Origin of the sequence: Agrobacterium tumefaciens, from assembly GCA_025560025.1 — a bacterium.
Lineage (GTDB): Bacteria > Pseudomonadota > Alphaproteobacteria > Rhizobiales > Rhizobiaceae > Agrobacterium.
Genome location: CP048486.1, coordinates 1,106,629 through 1,122,622 on the forward strand (window position 1 = coordinate 1,106,629; position 15,994 = coordinate 1,122,622).

At 59.0% G+C, this 15,994-nt stretch carries 13 protein-coding genes; 7 read left to right on the plus strand and 6 right to left on the minus strand.

Annotation, left to right across the window (positions count from 1 at the left end):
- Positions 1–199: 199 nt before the first annotated feature.
- The 6 genes from FY152_19040 to amyA all read left to right on the plus strand — a co-directional run bounded on the left by FY152_19040 (position 200) and on the right by amyA (position 8,018).
- Positions 200–1,456, plus strand: coding sequence for a divalent metal cation transporter (locus FY152_19040; GenBank protein UXS34244.1), 1,257 nt, complete (start codon positions 200–202; stop codon positions 1,454–1,456).
- Positions 1,457–1,476: 20 nt separating this feature from the next.
- On the plus strand, positions 1,477–2,244 hold the full coding sequence (locus FY152_19045; GenBank protein ID UXS34245.1) for a LamB/YcsF family protein: 768 nt from the start codon (positions 1,477–1,479) through the stop codon (positions 2,242–2,244).
- 11 nt (positions 2,245–2,255) lie between these two features.
- Positions 2,256–3,065 carry a putative hydro-lyase gene (locus FY152_19050; protein ID UXS34246.1) on the plus strand — a complete coding sequence of 270 codons (810 nt, stop codon included), beginning with the start codon at positions 2,256–2,258 and terminating at the stop codon, positions 3,063–3,065.
- A 7-nt stretch (positions 3,066–3,072) separates the two neighbouring features.
- Positions 3,073–4,689: a 5-oxoprolinase/urea amidolyase family protein gene (locus FY152_19055; protein UXS35111.1), complete on the plus strand. Its 1,617-nt coding sequence runs from the start codon at positions 3,073–3,075 to the stop codon at positions 4,687–4,689.
- Positions 4,686–6,419, plus strand: a complete 1,734-nt coding sequence (locus tag FY152_19060) for a biotin/lipoyl-binding protein (protein ID UXS34247.1) — start codon at positions 4,686–4,688, stop codon at positions 6,417–6,419. The genes FY152_19055 and FY152_19060 overlap by 4 nt, the downstream gene beginning before the upstream one ends.
- Before the next feature lie 111 nt (positions 6,420–6,530).
- Entirely contained in the window at positions 6,531–8,018 is a 1,488-nt protein-coding gene (gene amyA, locus FY152_19065; GenBank protein ID UXS34248.1) for an alpha-amylase, read from the plus strand.
- A 38-nt stretch (positions 8,019–8,056) separates the two neighbouring features.
- On the opposite strand, the gene soxR is transcribed toward amyA, so the two are convergent.
- Together soxR and FY152_19075 are read right to left on the minus strand one after the other, a co-directional pair.
- A complete protein-coding gene (gene soxR / locus FY152_19070) occupies positions 8,057–8,512 on the minus strand; it encodes a redox-sensitive transcriptional activator SoxR (protein UXS34249.1) in 456 nt (151 codons plus the stop codon).
- 159 nt (positions 8,513–8,671) lie between these two features.
- Positions 8,672–10,780, minus strand: a complete 2,109-nt coding sequence (locus tag FY152_19075) for a TonB-dependent siderophore receptor (protein ID UXS34250.1) — start codon at positions 10,778–10,780, stop codon at positions 8,672–8,674.
- Positions 10,781–10,927: 147 nt separating this feature from the next.
- Here FY152_19075 and FY152_19080 point away from each other — a divergent pair, with 147 nt between their 5' ends.
- Complete coding sequence (locus tag FY152_19080) at positions 10,928–12,397, plus strand: glycosyl transferase family protein (GenBank protein ID UXS34251.1); 1,470 nt, start codon at positions 10,928–10,930, stop codon at positions 12,395–12,397.
- 4 nt (positions 12,398–12,401) lie between these two features.
- On the opposite strand, the gene FY152_19085 is transcribed toward FY152_19080, so the two are convergent.
- The 4 genes from FY152_19085 to FY152_19100 all read right to left on the minus strand — a co-directional run bounded on the left by FY152_19085 (position 12,402) and on the right by FY152_19100 (position 15,947).
- Positions 12,402–13,601 (minus strand): hypothetical protein, encoded by a 1,200-nt coding sequence (locus tag FY152_19085; GenBank protein ID UXS34252.1) that lies wholly within the window; start codon positions 13,599–13,601, stop codon positions 12,402–12,404.
- A gap of 45 nt (positions 13,602–13,646) precedes the next feature.
- Positions 13,647–13,922: a hypothetical protein gene (locus tag FY152_19090; GenBank protein ID UXS35112.1), complete on the minus strand. Its 276-nt coding sequence runs from the start codon at positions 13,920–13,922 to the stop codon at positions 13,647–13,649.
- 66 nt (positions 13,923–13,988) lie between these two features.
- Positions 13,989–14,201 carry a hypothetical protein gene (locus tag FY152_19095; protein UXS34253.1) on the minus strand — a complete coding sequence of 71 codons (213 nt, stop codon included), beginning with the start codon at positions 14,199–14,201 and terminating at the stop codon, positions 13,989–13,991.
- A gap of 468 nt (positions 14,202–14,669) precedes the next feature.
- A complete protein-coding gene (locus FY152_19100; protein ID UXS34254.1) occupies positions 14,670–15,947 on the minus strand; it encodes a replication initiation protein RepC in 1,278 nt (425 codons plus the stop codon).
- Positions 15,948–15,994 lie beyond the last annotated feature (47 nt).

The window sequence follows — 15,994 nt, forward strand, 5'->3', positions numbered from 1 at the left end:
GATTGCCCATAGCACAAAGCATTAGCAAAGCACGAAAAAAACGTGATTAAATCCTGCTCATGACGTCCAACAAATAGACAAAATGAAAGAACGATAACTTTATATTGTTGAACAAAGTTGACAATTTCGCAGAACACGACAAGATCGGCGGCATAAAGCATCCGCGAGGGGCGGATTGCGACAGGAGCGGAGAAAATCCATGGAGCAGAAAAAGCTCACGCCCGCCGACCCGAACGAGGTCGCACAGAAGGCGAAAAACCAGCGTTATGCCTTGCTTTCGGCAATGTTCTTGATGTCCATGTCCGCTGTCGGACCGGGCTTCATCACGCAAACAGCGAATTTCACGGTGAAACTGGGCGCCGCATTCGCATTCGCCATCATTATTTCCATCCTGATCGACTTTGTCGTGCAGGCCAATATCTGGCGCATCGTTACCATTACCCGCATGCGGGCACCGGCCATCGCCAATGCCGCCATTCCGGGTTCGGGTTATCTGCTCGCCATTCTCGTCATCATCGGCGGCCTGTTTTTCAACATCGGCAATATCGGCGGCGCCGGCCTCGGCTTTAACGCCATGATCGATCTCGACCCGAAGATCGGCGGCGCGATCGGCGCGCTGGCGGCCATCGGTATCTTCCTGTCCCGTCGGGCGGGCATTGCCATGGACCGCGTCGTTTTCGTGGCCGCCTTTGTCAAACTCGCGCTGATCCTTTACGCAGCTTATGTTTCCGGCCCGCCGGTGGCAGAAGCCTTCCGCCAGACCTTCCTGCCGGATACGATCGATTTCGTCACCATCACCACCATCGTCGGTGGCACGGTCGGCGGCTATATCACCTATGCCGGCGCGCATCGCCTGCTGGACAAGGGAATGGTCGGCGTTGAAAATATCAATGCGGTCAATCGCGCGGCATTGAGCGGCATCGCGATTACCGGCGTTCTGCGCTACATCCTGTTCCTTGCCATTCTCGGCGTCGTCGCAAGCGGCGTGGTCATCGATCTCTCGGGCAAAGCTGCAAACCCGGCGGGCCAAGCTTTCCATGCCGCCGCCGGCAATATCGGCTACCGTCTGTTTGGCGCGGTTTTCCTCGCCTCGGCCATGACCAGCATCATCGGTGCGGCCTACACCTCCGTTTCGTTCCTGACGGCTTTCAAGCCCGACATCACGGAACGCCAGCGCAATTTGGCCACCGTCGGCTTCATCGCCATTTCGCTGATCGCCTATATCATCATCACCACACCGCCCGCAGCCATGCTCGTCTTTGTCGGCGGCCTGAACGGTCTCGTTCTGCCCATCGGCCTTTCGATCTTTATGTATGCCGCCTGGAAACGCGCCGATCTGATGCACGGCTATCACTACCCGCGCTGGCTGCTGGTGCTTGGCGTGCTGACCTGCGTACTCACCTGGTATATGGCCTATAAGTCGGCGGGCGCGATCTTTGCCCTGCTCGGCTACTGATAAATTTAAGGGAGGCAAACATGGCCGCTATCGATCTCAACAGCGATCTTGGCGAAAGCTACGGCGCATGGCGCATGGGAGACGACGAGGCGATGCTCGCCATCGTTTCCAGCGCCAACATCGCCTGCGGATTTCATGCCGGTGACCCGGCCGGTATCTACCGCACCGTCAAGGCCGCCGCCGAAAAGGGCGTGGTCGTCGGCGCCCATGTTTCCTATCCTGACCGCGTCGGCTTCGGCCGCCGCGATCTGGACGCGACTTCGGAAGAACTGATCGCCGATGTCATCTACCAGATCGGCGCACTGAAAGGCGTCGCCGCCGCTGCCGGCACAACGGTGCGTTACGTCAAGCCGCACGGCGCGCTTTACAACCGCATCGCCAATGACGCGAAACAGGGGCAGGCCGTCATTGACGGCATCAAGGCCATAGATCCTTCGCTGGTACTGATGGGTCTCGCGAACGCGCCTATCCTCGATCTTGCCCGCAAAGCAGGCCTTGCCGTTGTCGCAGAAGCTTTCGCGGATCGCGCCTATACGCCTCAGGGCCAGCTCGTCTCCCGCCGCGAGGCCGGTGCCGTGCTGCACGACGCGGCCAAAATCGCCGACCGCATGGTACAGCTTGCCCGCGAAGGCACGCTTGAGGCCATCGATGGCAGCATCATAAAGATCGAAGCGCAATCCATCTGCGTGCATGGCGACAGCCCCGGCGCGGTCGCCATCGCCCAGGAAATCCGCCGTCGTTTCGAGGCTGATGGTATCGACATCCGTTCCTTTGCATCCAATCGCTGAAAGGATAGCCGATGACGATACCGACATCCTATCTCAACCACACGGACGCGGAGGCCGCGCGCCAGGCCCGTGCGACCTATCGCGACGGCCTCGTCGCCCCAACTTCCGGCATTGCACCCGGCTTCACGCAGGCGAACATGATCGTGCTGCCGCGCGACTGGGCCTTCGATTTCCTGCTTTACGCGCAGCGCAATCCCAAACCCTGCCCGGTGCTGGATGTCTCCGATCCCGGTTCGCCCACCACGCTTCTGGCGCCCGGCGCCGATCTGAGAACCGATCTGCCACTCTACCGCATCTGGCGGGACGGCAAGCTCGTCGAGGAAACGGCTGACGCCACCGCCGCCTGGGCGGAGCGTGACGATCTCGTCGCCTTCCTGATCGGCTGCAGCTTCACCTTCGAAACGCCGATGGTGGAAGCGGGCATCGAAATCCGCCACATGACCGACAAGAGCAATGTGCCGATGTATCTCACCAACCGAGCGTGCCGCCCGGCCGGTCGGCTAAAGGGCAATATGGTCGTTTCCATGCGGCCGATCCCGGCCTCGCGCGTGGCCGATGCTGCGACCATTTCGGGACGTTTCCCGGCCGTACACGGGTCACCCGTGCATGTCGGCGCACCGGAAGAGATCGGAATTACCGATCTTGCAAAGCCTGATTTCGGCGATGCGGTGCGGATCGAGCCGGGCGAAGTTCCGGTGTTCTGGGCCTGCGGCGTGACGCCGCAGGCGGCCGTGATGGCGTCTGGCGTGCCCTTTGCGATCACCCATGCGCCGGGACACATGTTCATCACCGACATTCCCGATTCAGCCTATCACGCGTGAGGACATGATGCGTTTTCTCCCCGTCAGCCTCACCACCATTCTTGTTGAACTCGCCGATCTCGATGAAACGCTGGCGCTTTTCGCCTCGCTTCAGAACGATCCGGTCGAGGGCATCGAAGAGACGGTTCCGGCTGCCCGCACCCTGATGATCCGCTTTCGCCCTGAAAAGATCGATGCCGAAGCGCTGGCCGCGCGGCTGGCAAGCCGTGATCTCTCGGCAAAAATCGCGCCTTCGGACAATCTCGTTGAAATCCCCGTCCACTATAATGGTGAGGATCTCGCCGATGTTGCCGAATTGACCGGCATGAGCATCGAAGAGGTCATCCGCCGCCATACCGAAAGCGAATTCACCGTGGCCTTCTGCGGTTTCGCTCCCGGCTTCGGTTATCTGGTCGGTGGCGATCCGGCGCTGCATGTGCCGCGCCGGCAAAGCCCGCGCACCCGCATTCCGGCAGGTTCAGTGGCGCTGGCCGGTGCCTTCAGCGGCGTCTATCCGCAAAACAGCCCCGGCGGCTGGCAGATTATCGGCACCACGCCGGTCAAGATGTGGGATATAGACCGCGATCCCGGTGCGCTTTTTCAGCCGGGTTACCGGGTGCGTTTCTTCGACATGGACAAGGCCGGCAAAACGGTCGACATCCCCGTCTCGGCACCACGCAGCGCCGGGAAAGACCGGGCAAAAGTAGGCCCGCATTTCGAGGTGCTCGCAGCCCCCATGCCCGCCATCTTCCAGGATCTCGGCCGTTTCGGCCAGACCGGACAGGGCGTCTCGGCCTCCGGTGCGCTGGATCGTGGCGCGTTCAATGCCGCAAACCGCATCGTTGGTAATCCCGTCAACACGCCATGTCTCGAACTGACGCTCGGTGGATTTTCCTTTAAAAGCACAAGCCGTGCCGTCATCGGCATTGCAGGTGCGCCCTGCCCCGTCACCATCACCACGACGGATAGCAGCTTCGCAGCAAAGACCCATGGCCCGGTGTCGCTCGAACCCGGTGATGTGGTCACTTTCGGCCAGCCGCCAAAGGGCATGCGCTGTTATCTTGCCGTACGCGGCGGCTTCGATGTCGAGCCGGTGCTCGGCAGCTTCGCGACGGATACGCTGGCTGTCGTCGGCCCAGAGCCGGTGGGTGCAGGCGCCATCCTGCCGCTTAAGGGCGAGAAGACCGGCCTTTCCAGCGTATCGATTGACGAGGTTCCGGCCTTCGAAGCGCCGGCAACGGGCGAGGTCGTCACGCTGGACGTCGTTCTCGGACCACGAACGGACTGGTTCACGCAGAAGGGCATCGAGACCCTGACCGGCCAGCTCTGGCAGGTCACCCCGCAATCGAACCGGGTCGGCATCCGCCTTGCCGGCGACGTGCCGGTGGAGCGCAAGGACAGCGCCGAATTGCCGAGCGAAGGCACCGCGACGGGAGCGATCCAGATTCCCCATAGCGGCCAGCCGGTTCTCTTCCTTGCCGATCACCCGTTGACCGGCGGGTATCCCGTCATCGGCGCGGTCGCCGAATATCATCTCGATCTTGCCGGGCAGATCCCGGTGAACGCCAAAATCAAATTCCGCCCGATCGGCTCCTTCGCCGAAATCGCGGCCAAGAACACAGAATTCCGAGGAGAAAAGCGATGAAAAAAGTGCTGATTGCCAATCGCGGCGAGATCGCGGTCCGCATCATCCGCGCATGTCGCGATTACGGCCTGCAATCGGTCGCCGTTTATGCCGATCCCGATCAGGATGCCCTTTTCGTCCGTCTGGCGGATGAGGCCTATGCGCTGGAGGGCGTGCGTCCCGCCGAGACCTATCTCGATATCGCCAAGCTGATCGCGATTGCCAAATGCGCCGGTGCGGATGCCGTGCATCCCGGTTACGGTTTCCTGTCCGAGCGCGCCGAATTTGCGCGTGCCGTTCTCGATGCCGGCCTCATCTGGATCGGCCCCGATCCGCATGTCATCGAGGCACTGGGCGACAAGGTAGAGGCACGGCGCATTGCCACCGGCGTTGGCGCACCGCTGGTCGCCGGCAGTGACGGCCCGGTCGCTTCCGCCGCCGAAGTCACCGCCTTTGCGGAACAACACGGCCTGCCCGTCGCCATCAAGGCGGCCCATGGCGGCGGTGGTCGCGGCCTGAAGGTTGCGTGGAAGATGGAAGAGATCGCCGATCTCTACGAATCCGCCGTGCGCGAGGCGACGGCCGCCTTTGGCCGCGGCGAGTGTTTCCTCGAGCGTTTCCTCGACCGGCCGCGCCATATCGAGGCGCAGGTTCTGGCCGACAAGCATGGCAATGTGCTCGTCCTCGGCACCCGCGACTGCTCGCTGCAGCGCCGGAACCAGAAGCTCATCGAGGAGGCTCCTGCCCCGTTCCTCTCCGACGAACAGCGGCAGAAAATCCATGCAGCTGCCAAAGCTATCTGCGCCGCTGCCGGTTATTCCGGCGCCGGCACCGTCGAATTCCTGCTCGGCGTCGATGGCACGATTTCCTTCCTCGAGGTCAATACGCGCCTGCAGGTGGAACATCCCGTTACCGAGGAAACCACCGGTATCGATCTCGTCATCGAACAGTTCCGTATTGCCGAAGGCCATAGACTGCGGGTTCTCGAAACGCCGGAACCGCGTGGACATTCGATGGAATTCCGCATCAATGCCGAAGATCCAGGCCGGGGCTTCCTGCCGACGCCCGGCTCGATCTCGCTTTTCGACGCCCCCTCCGGTCCCGGCATTCGCGTGGATAGCGGCGTCGTCAGCGGCTCCAGCGTGCCGGGCGTGTTCGACTCGCTGATGGCAAAGCTGATCGTCACGGGTGCCGACCGCGATCAGGTTCTGCGCCGTGCCCGCCGCGCGCTCAAAGAATTCCGTATCGAAGGCATCGCCACGGTCCTGCCGTTCCATCGCGCCGCGATCGAGACCGATGATTTCATCGGCACCGACGGCTTCAAGGTTCACACCCGCTGGATCGAGACCGACTTCGCCGCCATGCCGGATGCCATGGAACGCCCGGCACCGGCCGACGACCCTTCCATCACCCGCACTTTTCTGGAAATCGACGGCAAGCGTGTATCGGTCGGTTTGCCCAGCCTGCTGCTCTCCAGCCTCGGTGCGGTTAGCGGCAACAGCGCGGCTGCTCCCGGCGCCGCCGCCCCCAAGGAAAAGGAAGGCGAAATCACTGCCCCGGTTTCCGGCACCCTGCAATCCTTCAAGGTAAAAGAGGGCGACACGGTTTCGCAAGGCGATCTTCTGGCCGTCATGGAAGCCATGAAGATGGAGACGCAGATTGTCGCCACCAAGGCGGGCAAAGTTCGCCTGATTGTCAAGGAAGGCGACTATCTGCAGGCGGGCGCTGCCCTTCTCGACATAGCCGGCTAATATACGGACAGGCCACCTGCCTCACAATTGCAAATCGCGTATGGCCGGCGGCGGAACCCTTTCGCCGCCGGGCCGTTTATGGCGCGACCTGCTAACGACTGTGAGGGAAATATGGCCGGACGCACCTTGCTTCAGTTCTTCCATTGGTATTATCCGGACGGAGGGAAATTATGGAGCGAGGTGGCCGAACAGGCCGAAAGCCTCGCCAAAATGGGCATCACCGATATCTGGCTGCCACCGGCCTATAAAGGCGCCGCCGGCGGCTATTCGGTAGGTTACGATACCTACGATCTCTTCGATCTCGGTGAATTCGACCAGAAGGGCACCATCGCCACAAAATATGGCGATCGCGCCGCTCTCGAACATGCGGGCCGGACGCTGAAGGAAAACGGCATTCGCGTCATTCATGACGTGGTTCTCAATCACAAGATGGGTGCGGATGAGAAGGAAAAGGTGCGGGTTCGCCGCGTCAATCCCGAAGACCGTACCGAGATCGACGATGAAGACTTTCAGGCGCTGGCCTATACGCGTTTCACCTTTCCCGGCCGCAACGGCAAACATTCCAAATTCATCTGGGACCTGAAGTGCTTCAGCGGTGTCGACCACATCGAGGAACCGACCGAAGACGGCATTTTCCGCCTCGTCAACGAATATGGCGATGGGGAATGGAATGAGGAAGTCGATCAGGAAAACGGCAATTTCGATTATCTGATGGGTGCCGATGTCGAATTCAGAAACCGGGCGGTTTACGAAGAGCTCAAATATTGGGGCCGCTGGCTCTCCGAGCAGGTACAGGTCGATGGCTTCCGGCTGGATGCAGCCAAACATATTCCGGCCTGGTTCTTCCGCGACTGGGTCGGCCACATGCGCGAAACGGTCGATCCCGATCTTTTCGTCGTGGCGGAATATTGGCACCCCGATCTCGACGCGCTGAAAAGCTATCTCGAACTCGTCGACAAGCAGCTGATGCTTTTCGATGTCGCCCTCCACCACCGCTTCCATGATGCGTCCAAACAGGGCGGCGATTTCGACATGCGTATCATCTTCGATGGTTCGCTTGTCTCCGCCGTTCCAGACCATGCCGTCACGTTGGTCGACAATCACGACACGCAGCCGCTGCAATCGCTGGAAGCGCCGGTGGAACCATGGTTCAAACCTCTTGCCTATGCGATCATTCTGCTGCGCGAAGAGGGTGTTCCCTGTGTCTTCTATCCCGATCTGTTCGGCACGAGCTACACCGACACCGGCAATGACGGCAACGAATATAAAATCGATATGCCGGCGATCGAATGCCTGCCAAAGCTCATCGAGGCACGCAGCCGCTTCGCCAACGGAGCGCAGACGGATATTCTCGACGATGCAAGCTGCATCGCCTTCATCCGCCACGGCGCCGCCGATGCGCCGGGTTGCGTGGTGGTGATGTCGAATGGCGAACCGGCGGAGAAGCAGGTCGATCTCGGCGCCGACCGCGCCGGCACAGTATGGCGCGATTTTCTCGGTCACCGTGAGGAAGAGATTACCCTTAATGATAGCGGCAAGGGCGTTTTCCCGACCAATGGCGGCAGCGTCAGTGTCTGGATTGCGGCCAACGCCGAGTGAGGACAATCAGTTTCAAAAGGGCAGGCCCAAAATCTTGCTCATTCTGCCGGAACAAGGCGGCGCGCACCCGCGCCGCCATCGGCCAGAATATCGTCCGGATTGCGCAAGGGGCAGTCGTCCAGCGAAAGACAACCGCAGCCGATGCAGCCGGTCAGCTGATCCCGTAGCTGGATCAGGCTGTTGATCCGAAACTGAAGCATCTCCCGCCAGGACTGTGAGAACCTGCGCCAGTCCGCCGCCGTCGCCACCCGATCCTGCGGCAGATCCGCCATCGCTTCCCTGATGATGCTGAGCTGGATGCCGGCGCGCTGCGCGATACGGATGATCGCGATACGCCGCAGGACGGCGCGGTGATAACGACGCTGGTTGCCGGCGGTTCGCCAGCCTTCGATCAACCCCTTCGCCTCGTAGAAATGAACGGTGGAAACGGCGACGCCGCTACGGTGCGCAACCTCTCCCACCGTCAGGCTGTGTTTAAACACGCTATTTTCCATTCTGGCTCCTGTCTCCGGAACGATTTCCGCTCGGGAAACGCGGAAACATATTAAAGAGCAGCCGGTATAATTCCTCAACTATAGTTGAGGTCAATAGGCGAATGGTCAAAAAAAGAGGCGCCCGATGGGCGCCTCAGAAGTCTCGTCAATTGGCCGGGTTCAGAACTTCGCGGTCATGCTGATCCAGAAACGGCGGCCTTCCATGACAGTGTTGAAATCGTCGGTGCCGACATCCTTGTCGAAGACGTTGTAGACGGCCGCGTTGAGATCGACGTTTTCGGCCACCGCATATTTCGCGCCGATATCGAGGGTCGTGTAGGCCTCGTATTTGCGTCCGGCCTTGCCGTTGATCGTCACCGGCGTCCCGTTGGTGCCGATGCGTGGGCCGGCATTGATTTCCGATCCGTGGTAATTCACCGAGGCCCACGCTTCCAGCCCGTCTATCGGCGTCACCCAGTCACCACGCAGATTGGCCATATGCTCCGGTGTCCGCGCCAGCGGGAAACCTTCATAGTCGCCGGTTTTCTGTTCGGAATGCGTATAGGTGTAGTTGCCACGCAGCGTCAGTTCCGGCGTGGCGTACCAGGTCGCCGTCAGCTCCACACCCTGAATGACCGCATCGTCGATATTGTAATTATACCAGAGGCGATAATTGCGGTCTTCGCTCCAGCGGGCGGGCGTTCCATCCGGATTGAGCACCAGCGCGTTGGAAATCTTGTCCTTGAAATCAGTGTAGAAATAGGTGGCGCCGAGAGCAACGTCGCCATTATCCCAGAGCGCGGCCACTTCGTAGCTTGTGCTCTTTTCCGCCTCGAGGCCCGGATCGCCGATGATCACGCCACACGTGCCGCTCGGGCCGTAAGTGCAACCGCCGCCGCCGGTCGTATAGGCATAACCTGGCGCGATCTGGCGGATTTCAGGCGCGCGAAAACCGGTGGAAATGCCGCCCTTAATCGTCAGCTCGTCCGTAGCGCTCCAGACACCGTAAAGACGCGGGCTGAAATGATTGCCGTATTTTTCGTGGTTATCGAGGCGAAGACCGCCCGTCAGTGCAAAATTATCGACGATGCGCCATTCATCCTCGACAAACAGCGCCCATTGCGTCGCCGAGAATGTCTCATCCAGATTGGTGCGACGTCCCGGATTCTGATCCGTCAGCCGCGCCTCGAAATATTGACCGCCCGTGACCAGCGTGTGGTTGCCGAAGAGTTCGAAGGGCGTGGTGAATTTGCCGTCGAGAACAGTGTTGCGCACTTCCGGTGAACGCGGATTTTCGGTGACACGACCCGTGCGGATGTTTCTGGTGAAATTGGTGCGCTCGGCCCATTCCTGCTGGAAGGAGAATTCGGACGTGGTGGGTCCCCACCGGCCGGTATGCGACAATGACCAATGGTCGCGCGTATTGGTATTGTAGGTGCCGTTGGCATCGGTTGCCGCCAGCGTGTCGCCGGGCTCGGCGCTGCGGCGCAGCCTCGTCTTGCCGCCTTCGAGATAAATGTCGTGGTCTTCGTTCGGCGTAAAGGTCAGGCGGCCGTTGAAATCATATTCCTTGGCGCCGGTAGTGCCGCTCAGAATACGGTCTTCGCCGCGATTGAAGCCCCTGCCCCAGACCTGAAGGCCCAGCTGATCCTTGAGGATCGGCCCGTTGGCATACCAGGAGACCTGGCCGCTATTGCCGAATTTGGAATGCTGCTGGACCGTGCCCTCGGTGGTAACAGAACCGGACCAGACATCACCGACCTTGCGGGTGATGATGTTGATGACGCCGCCCATGGCATCGGAACCATAGAGGGACGACATCGGGCCGCGCACGACTTCGATACGCTCGATGGCCGAAACCGGCGGCACGAAGCTCTGTTCGAAACCGGAATTGCCGTTGGTGCGGGCGTCGCGGGTACTCTGCCGCTTGCCGTCAATGAGGATCAGCGTATAGGCGCCGGGCAATCCGCGAATGAAGATGTCCTTCTCATTGGCGATGCCGGTGACGGATACGCCCTGCACCTCGCGAAGGGCATCCGTCAGATCGCGATACGAGCCCTTCTCCAGATCTTCCCGCGTCACGACCGTGATGCTGGCCGGAGCGTCCTTCACATTCTGCTCGAAGCCGGATGCGGTGACGACGATCTGCTGCAGAACGGTGTTCCCGCCCGATGCCTGCTGCGCGAAAGCGGGCGCGGCGAAGCTGAGCGCTGTTCCTGCCATAGCTGTCGAAAGACCGGCCTTTATTATTGTCGCGGCCATATCTCGACCGCGGTACTTCAATTCCATGTTACGCCCCCGCATTTAACTTGAGAATTTAACCCCACTTATTTAGGAGGGAGTGCAGGCGCAACGCGTTTGTTTTCGAACCGTTCTAAATTCCAGAAATTGCAAAAAGGGCTCCACCAATCGGCGGCGGAGTAAAAAAACAGCAAGATGACAACCGGCAAGAGAAAAGAACAATCGGCTTCCCCAACAAAGCCCGACAGGCTTGGACAGCTGAAATTACTTGTCGCTTTCGATGCTTTGCTGCGGGAAGGCAGTGTCAGCCGCGCAGCGGCCGGCATGGGACTGCCGACATCTTCGATGAGCCGGATATTACAGCAGCTGCGCGAAAAATACGGCGATCAGCTGTTCTTGCGTACCGGCCAGGGTTTGCGCCCCACGCCATTTGCCGAGAACATGCGGTTGCGCATTCGTTCGCTGGCGGCGGAGGCGGACAACCTTATCGATTATTCACAGGAAAAACCGGCAGCACCCGCAGCCGCCAATGCCAGCGGCTGGGAGCGCCCCGTCTTGATGAAGGCGCCGCCGCTTTCGCTTCGTCCCAGCGTTCTTCTGGAAGGACAACCGACACCGGAAAATATCGCGGATCGTCTCGCCCGCATCGGTCACAATGCCGATCCGCAGCAGCGGCTCGCCAAATATATCGCGACCTCGGCGATGGGGGTCGGCAACAGCCGCCCGCTCAGCCAGACGGAGGCGATGGATGCGCTCGCAATCATTCTCGATGGCGATGCCGATCCGATACAGATAGGCGCGCTGCTTGCGACCATGCATTATCGTGGCGTAACCGCAGCGGAGCTTGCCGGCTTCATCGAAGCCATGTGGCAGCACATCGGAAGGGACCGGCAAGGGCCTGCCACCGTCGATCTCGACTGGCCCGCCTATATGTCGCCCAAACATCGCGATGCGCCCTGGTTCCTGCATTCTGCCCGCCTTGTTGCCATGGCGGGATATAGTGTCCTGTTGCATGGCCATGTCGGCCAGGGAGAAAACGGCGGCAAGCTCGAACTTGCGGCTGAAGCCTGCGGAATTCCGCTCTGCCAGTCTCTCTCGCAAGCGGCCCGGGCCACAGCCTCAGAACGCATCGCCTACCTGCCGATCGGTGGTCTTTCCGCACAGTTTCAAAGCCTGCTCGGCCTATACGGCATTCTGGAAATGCGCCTGCCGCTTAATACGGTCGTGCATCTCCTCAATCCGCTTCGCGCCAGAAGCACCGTCATCGGTGTCGCCCGCCCCTCCTATCAAGAGCTTCATCGCGATACCGCGCGGCTGCTTTCGGTCGAGAATCTCGCCATTCTCGGCAATACACGGGACTTTGCGCAATTCACGCCGTTCCGCAGCACCCGGATTTTTGGCCTCTCGAAGGGCAAGGATGTCGAATTCGTCATTCCCGCCCGCGAAACACCGCCCGCTGAAATGCCGACCATGTTTACGACTTTTGAATATTGGCGGGCTGTCTGGACAGGTGCCGCAAGGGACGAGAGGGCAGAAACCATCATCGTCTCTACCGCAGCCATCGCGCTGATGCTGGTCAATGATATGGCTCTGCCGTTTGATGAGGCCTATGCGCGCAGCCTGCGGCTATGGCACGACAGGGCGCGCAATTTCGCCAGCGCCTGAGCTTTCAGGCATTGGCGACAGATTTTTTCAGCGCCAGATATTCCCAGAGAGCAACCAGCAGCAGAATGCTGGTGCTTGCCAGCTGCAGCATATAGAGCGGTATGCCCGGCACCGGCAAAAGCAGGCAGAACGCCGCAACGCCGGCGAAATGCGAGATGGGTCGCTGATAGGGGGCGGCTATCTTGACGCCGATATTGCCGGCAAGAAACAGGACAGGGCCGCCCAGAATGGCGATGGCCTCCCTCATCGTCGCAGCTTCATGGGCATGGGACAGGCTGAAATCCTCCCCCACTGCCGTCAGGATGATGCCGGCAACGATGGGCAGGTGCCCATAATTGAAAAGATTATGGGCAATCTTCGCCTTCTCATCGGCATTTTCGGCCTTTCTGGAGGCCTCTTCCTGCCCATGATGGAAATAGATCCACCACATTGCCACGGTGCTGACGAAGGCCGAACAGAAGACGATGAATGTCAGGCCGGAATTCATATATTCCGTGGCAGTGCGGCCCGTGGTGAGGATCGTTTCACCAAGGCAGATAATAACGAAAAGGGCACATCGCTCCGCAAGGTGCTCGCCGGAGAGGTGCAGTCTGTCCGCATCGCTCGACTTCAGCCCGGGTACGACATAACGGCAGGCAGGCCCCGCATATTCGATCGCGAGTGCGATGCCCCATAACAGGATGCGATCCGTCAGATCGACAAGCCCGCCTGCCAGCCAGAAGAGGCTGGATATGACAAGCCAGATCGTCACACGCACGAAAACCAGAAAAGACTGCCGGTCTTCTCCCTTGAAGGCATAAAGCGCAAAAAGGCTGCGCCCCACCTGCATGGCGCTATAGATCAGGGCAAAGACGAAACCCTGTTCCGCAAAGGCATCGGGCAGTGCGATAGCCAGCAGCACCCCGCCGAACATCAACACGAAGAGGAGAATCCTGACCGGCTCCTTTTCCGTATTCAGAAGGTTGGTGATCCAGGTGGTGTGTATCCACAGCCACCACAGCGACAATATCAGGATGCCCGCCTCAAGCGCTGCCGTCGGTCCGAAGTCCTTGGCAAGCGCGTGGGAAAGCTGGATGAGTGCAAAAACAAAGACGAGGTCGAAGAACAGTTCAGGAAAGGTCGCTTTTTCAGCCTCCTGCCCCTCCCGTTTGATCCAGCTTCGTGCATCCGGTCTAGATCCGGAAATTTTGCTCTCGGTCCCCATTCTGCCCCTGTATATCGAGTATGAATTATTGCGATCGCCTTATTGCTACGACAGAAGGTCTTTTGCCGAAGAATCAAGCGTCGAGACCCGGCCCGGGAATTGCAGCGCCCGCGCGTTGTCGGGATAAAAACGCGGGCCCACCAGACGCACTTTCTTGCCCGCTACATCAACGATGTAGTCTGACGCAATATCCTTGGGCGAGAATCCGGCGCTATGGGTTTCTGCCCCTTGCAAAGTGCTAACCTCCAGAGGCTGAGCATATGTTGGATGGGCCGCTACGGGGATGAGAATTGCCGCTAGAAAAAGAGGTTTGGAAAGCATCGGCGTATCCTGAAACAATTGATTGCGCCATAAACAGCCCGCACCGGGTTTGGTTCCGGTCACCTCTCAGCTATCCCCGTCCAGATAGGTGCGATATTGCACATAGTCGGCACTTGGCTTCCCATCGACAATTTCCGGCGGACGCCCCTTACCTCCGGTCAGATAACCGGTATTTTCAAGTACCGTCTTCAAAAGCTTTTCAATGGCCATGTGCCGGGGCAAGGCACTATCCGCCATATAAAGAGCGACGGCCAACTCCATATCGTCCGAGAAAACCATAACACCAGCAATCCGTTGAAGTGATGAAATAGAACGCGGAACATTCCTGAAGGTTCAATTTCAACGCTCTGGAGTGCGACCTTCATGCGTTCCCTGGATAGTCACTCACGAATTTGCCGGATCGTTTCTCGCAGCAGCGTCCGCCGACTTATCGTTTGAGTTTCGACCACAGTCGGGCAGGCTGTATTATGCATAAATGCCGCTTTCCCGTCCGGACCACCGAATTTCCGCTTAAAAAACAGCCTGACTCAAGCGATTGAAACCAATGGCGGAAAACCGTAAACGAAAGCTAATTGGCACTTAGTTTTCATTACCTCGCATTAACCATAGCTCAGCCTTTGGCTGGATTTGCGCCTAGACGTTACCAGCCTCACACCGAATCTTTCGAGTATCGAGAAAACGATGCAAATGTAACTTCAGACGGCGATTTCCGCAAGCTGCAGCGGCGTCGCTTCACCTGACGCCAACTTACCATGTCATGCCCTTCTCCATCTCGCCTTTCCGCCCCCGCAGCTGCGCCTGAAGCATGGCCTGAAGATCGAACCCGCCTTCATGAGCCTTGCGGGTCAGATTGCGCAGATATCCGCCGAGCGAGCTTATCTGATCCGCCTTTTGCAGCAGGCAGGCAAGGATGGCTGCAGTTCCCTGCCGGCCGAAGGTCGCTATGGCGTCCTGGTAGGCCGACTGGCTGATGTTGAACATGGTTTTGATCACCGATGTTGCCACCTCGAGATCACGCCAGCCGGTAATCGCTCCCCCAGGGGCATAGAGGGAAATATCCGGGCAAGCCTTCAAAACCAAAACAATATCAGGAACAAAAAATTGCTTATGAAGAACGGGCTTTGGCTGCTGCGGCAAAGGTTTCGTACTGGTGGGTGCGGCATATGATGGTCGGATGGCAACCGTGCCTGCAGGCGCAACGGCATCCGGTTCACGAAAATCCTGCGGTTTAGATATGGATTCGGATTCTGAATTCTTTATGAGGCGCTCATTTTGGCAGTCATTGCCGCCCGATTTTTCCGATTTTTCGATATTTTCCAGATAGTTGGTCACTTCTGCGCGTAAGGAAGCCAAAAATCCGGCGATTTCCTTCAGTTCAGCAGGTTTTGAATTGCGGCCAAGGGAACGCGCAGTCGCATTGTAGCGAAGCTGGAATGTTTCGAAGGTCTCAACATCACCGCTTGCGGCAATCATTTCGCAAAGTTTCTGAATATCGCGGCGGCAAAGGCTGATGTTTTCACGAAGGCGCTGAAGATCGAGCCGTTCACGAAGGATGCGGTCTGCCAGTTCCTCGATTTCCATTTTGCGGGCAAGAAGCGGCGCCAGCGAAAAACCATAGGCTTCGCTGATTTCCCCACCCCTGTGTTTGCGGGCATAACGTTTTCCGTTCGGACTATCCTTGCGGATGATGAGACCGGCTTCGACAAGGGCCGAGAGATGCCGGCGCAAAGTCTGTTCGGCCATGCCATGAGCCCTGAGCGACAATTGCGTATTGGACGGGAAGACCACCAATCCGGCTTCGCTGGAAAGTTCGTTTTTCGGATAGAAGCTCAAAAGCGCGTTCAATACCGCCAGAGAACGATCGGTCACGCCTAGCAACGGTCTCGCTTCACAGACCGAACGATAGAGTTTCCATTTATCGACCGCCTCGACCTTCTTGGTCTTTTGCGCGGCAAACTGGGTTGCGAGGACGCCAAACGACATCGCTCGCCGCCCAAAGGGCGTCGTTACACATGTGCTGTCCATGTCTTTCACCTTTCACAAGGCAAAAGAAAATCGCTCACCGAAAAATT

What these genes read in the sequence shown, in the direction of transcription:
- FY152_19080 (UXS34251.1), top strand. Translation starts at nt 10,928, where the DNA reads ATGACAACCGGCAAGAGAAAAGAACAATCGGCTTCCCCAACAAAGCCC.
- FY152_19075 (UXS34250.1), bottom strand. Translation starts at nt 10,780, where the DNA reads ATGGAATTGAAGTACCGCGGTCGAGATATGGCCGCGACAATAATAAAG.
- FY152_19050 (UXS34246.1), top strand. Translation starts at nt 2,256, where the DNA reads ATGACGATACCGACATCCTATCTCAACCACACGGACGCGGAGGCCGCG.
- FY152_19060 (UXS34247.1), top strand. Translation starts at nt 4,686, where the DNA reads ATGAAAAAAGTGCTGATTGCCAATCGCGGCGAGATCGCGGTCCGCATC.
- FY152_19085 (UXS34252.1), bottom strand. Translation starts at nt 13,601, where the DNA reads ATGGGGACCGAGAGCAAAATTTCCGGATCTAGACCGGATGCACGAAGC.
- FY152_19055 (UXS35111.1), top strand. Translation starts at nt 3,073, where the DNA reads ATGCGTTTTCTCCCCGTCAGCCTCACCACCATTCTTGTTGAACTCGCC.
- FY152_19040 (UXS34244.1), top strand. Translation starts at nt 200, where the DNA reads ATGGAGCAGAAAAAGCTCACGCCCGCCGACCCGAACGAGGTCGCACAG.
- amyA (UXS34248.1), top strand. Translation starts at nt 6,531, where the DNA reads ATGGCCGGACGCACCTTGCTTCAGTTCTTCCATTGGTATTATCCGGAC.
- FY152_19090 (UXS35112.1), bottom strand. Translation starts at nt 13,922, where the DNA reads ATGCTTTCCAAACCTCTTTTTCTAGCGGCAATTCTCATCCCCGTAGCG.
- FY152_19100 (UXS34254.1), bottom strand. Translation starts at nt 15,947, where the DNA reads ATGGACAGCACATGTGTAACGACGCCCTTTGGGCGGCGAGCGATGTCG.
- FY152_19045 (UXS34245.1), top strand. Translation starts at nt 1,477, where the DNA reads ATGGCCGCTATCGATCTCAACAGCGATCTTGGCGAAAGCTACGGCGCA.
- soxR (UXS34249.1), bottom strand. Translation starts at nt 8,512, where the DNA reads ATGGAAAATAGCGTGTTTAAACACAGCCTGACGGTGGGAGAGGTTGCG.
- FY152_19095 (UXS34253.1), bottom strand. Translation starts at nt 14,201, where the DNA reads ATGGTTTTCTCGGACGATATGGAGTTGGCCGTCGCTCTTTATATGGCG.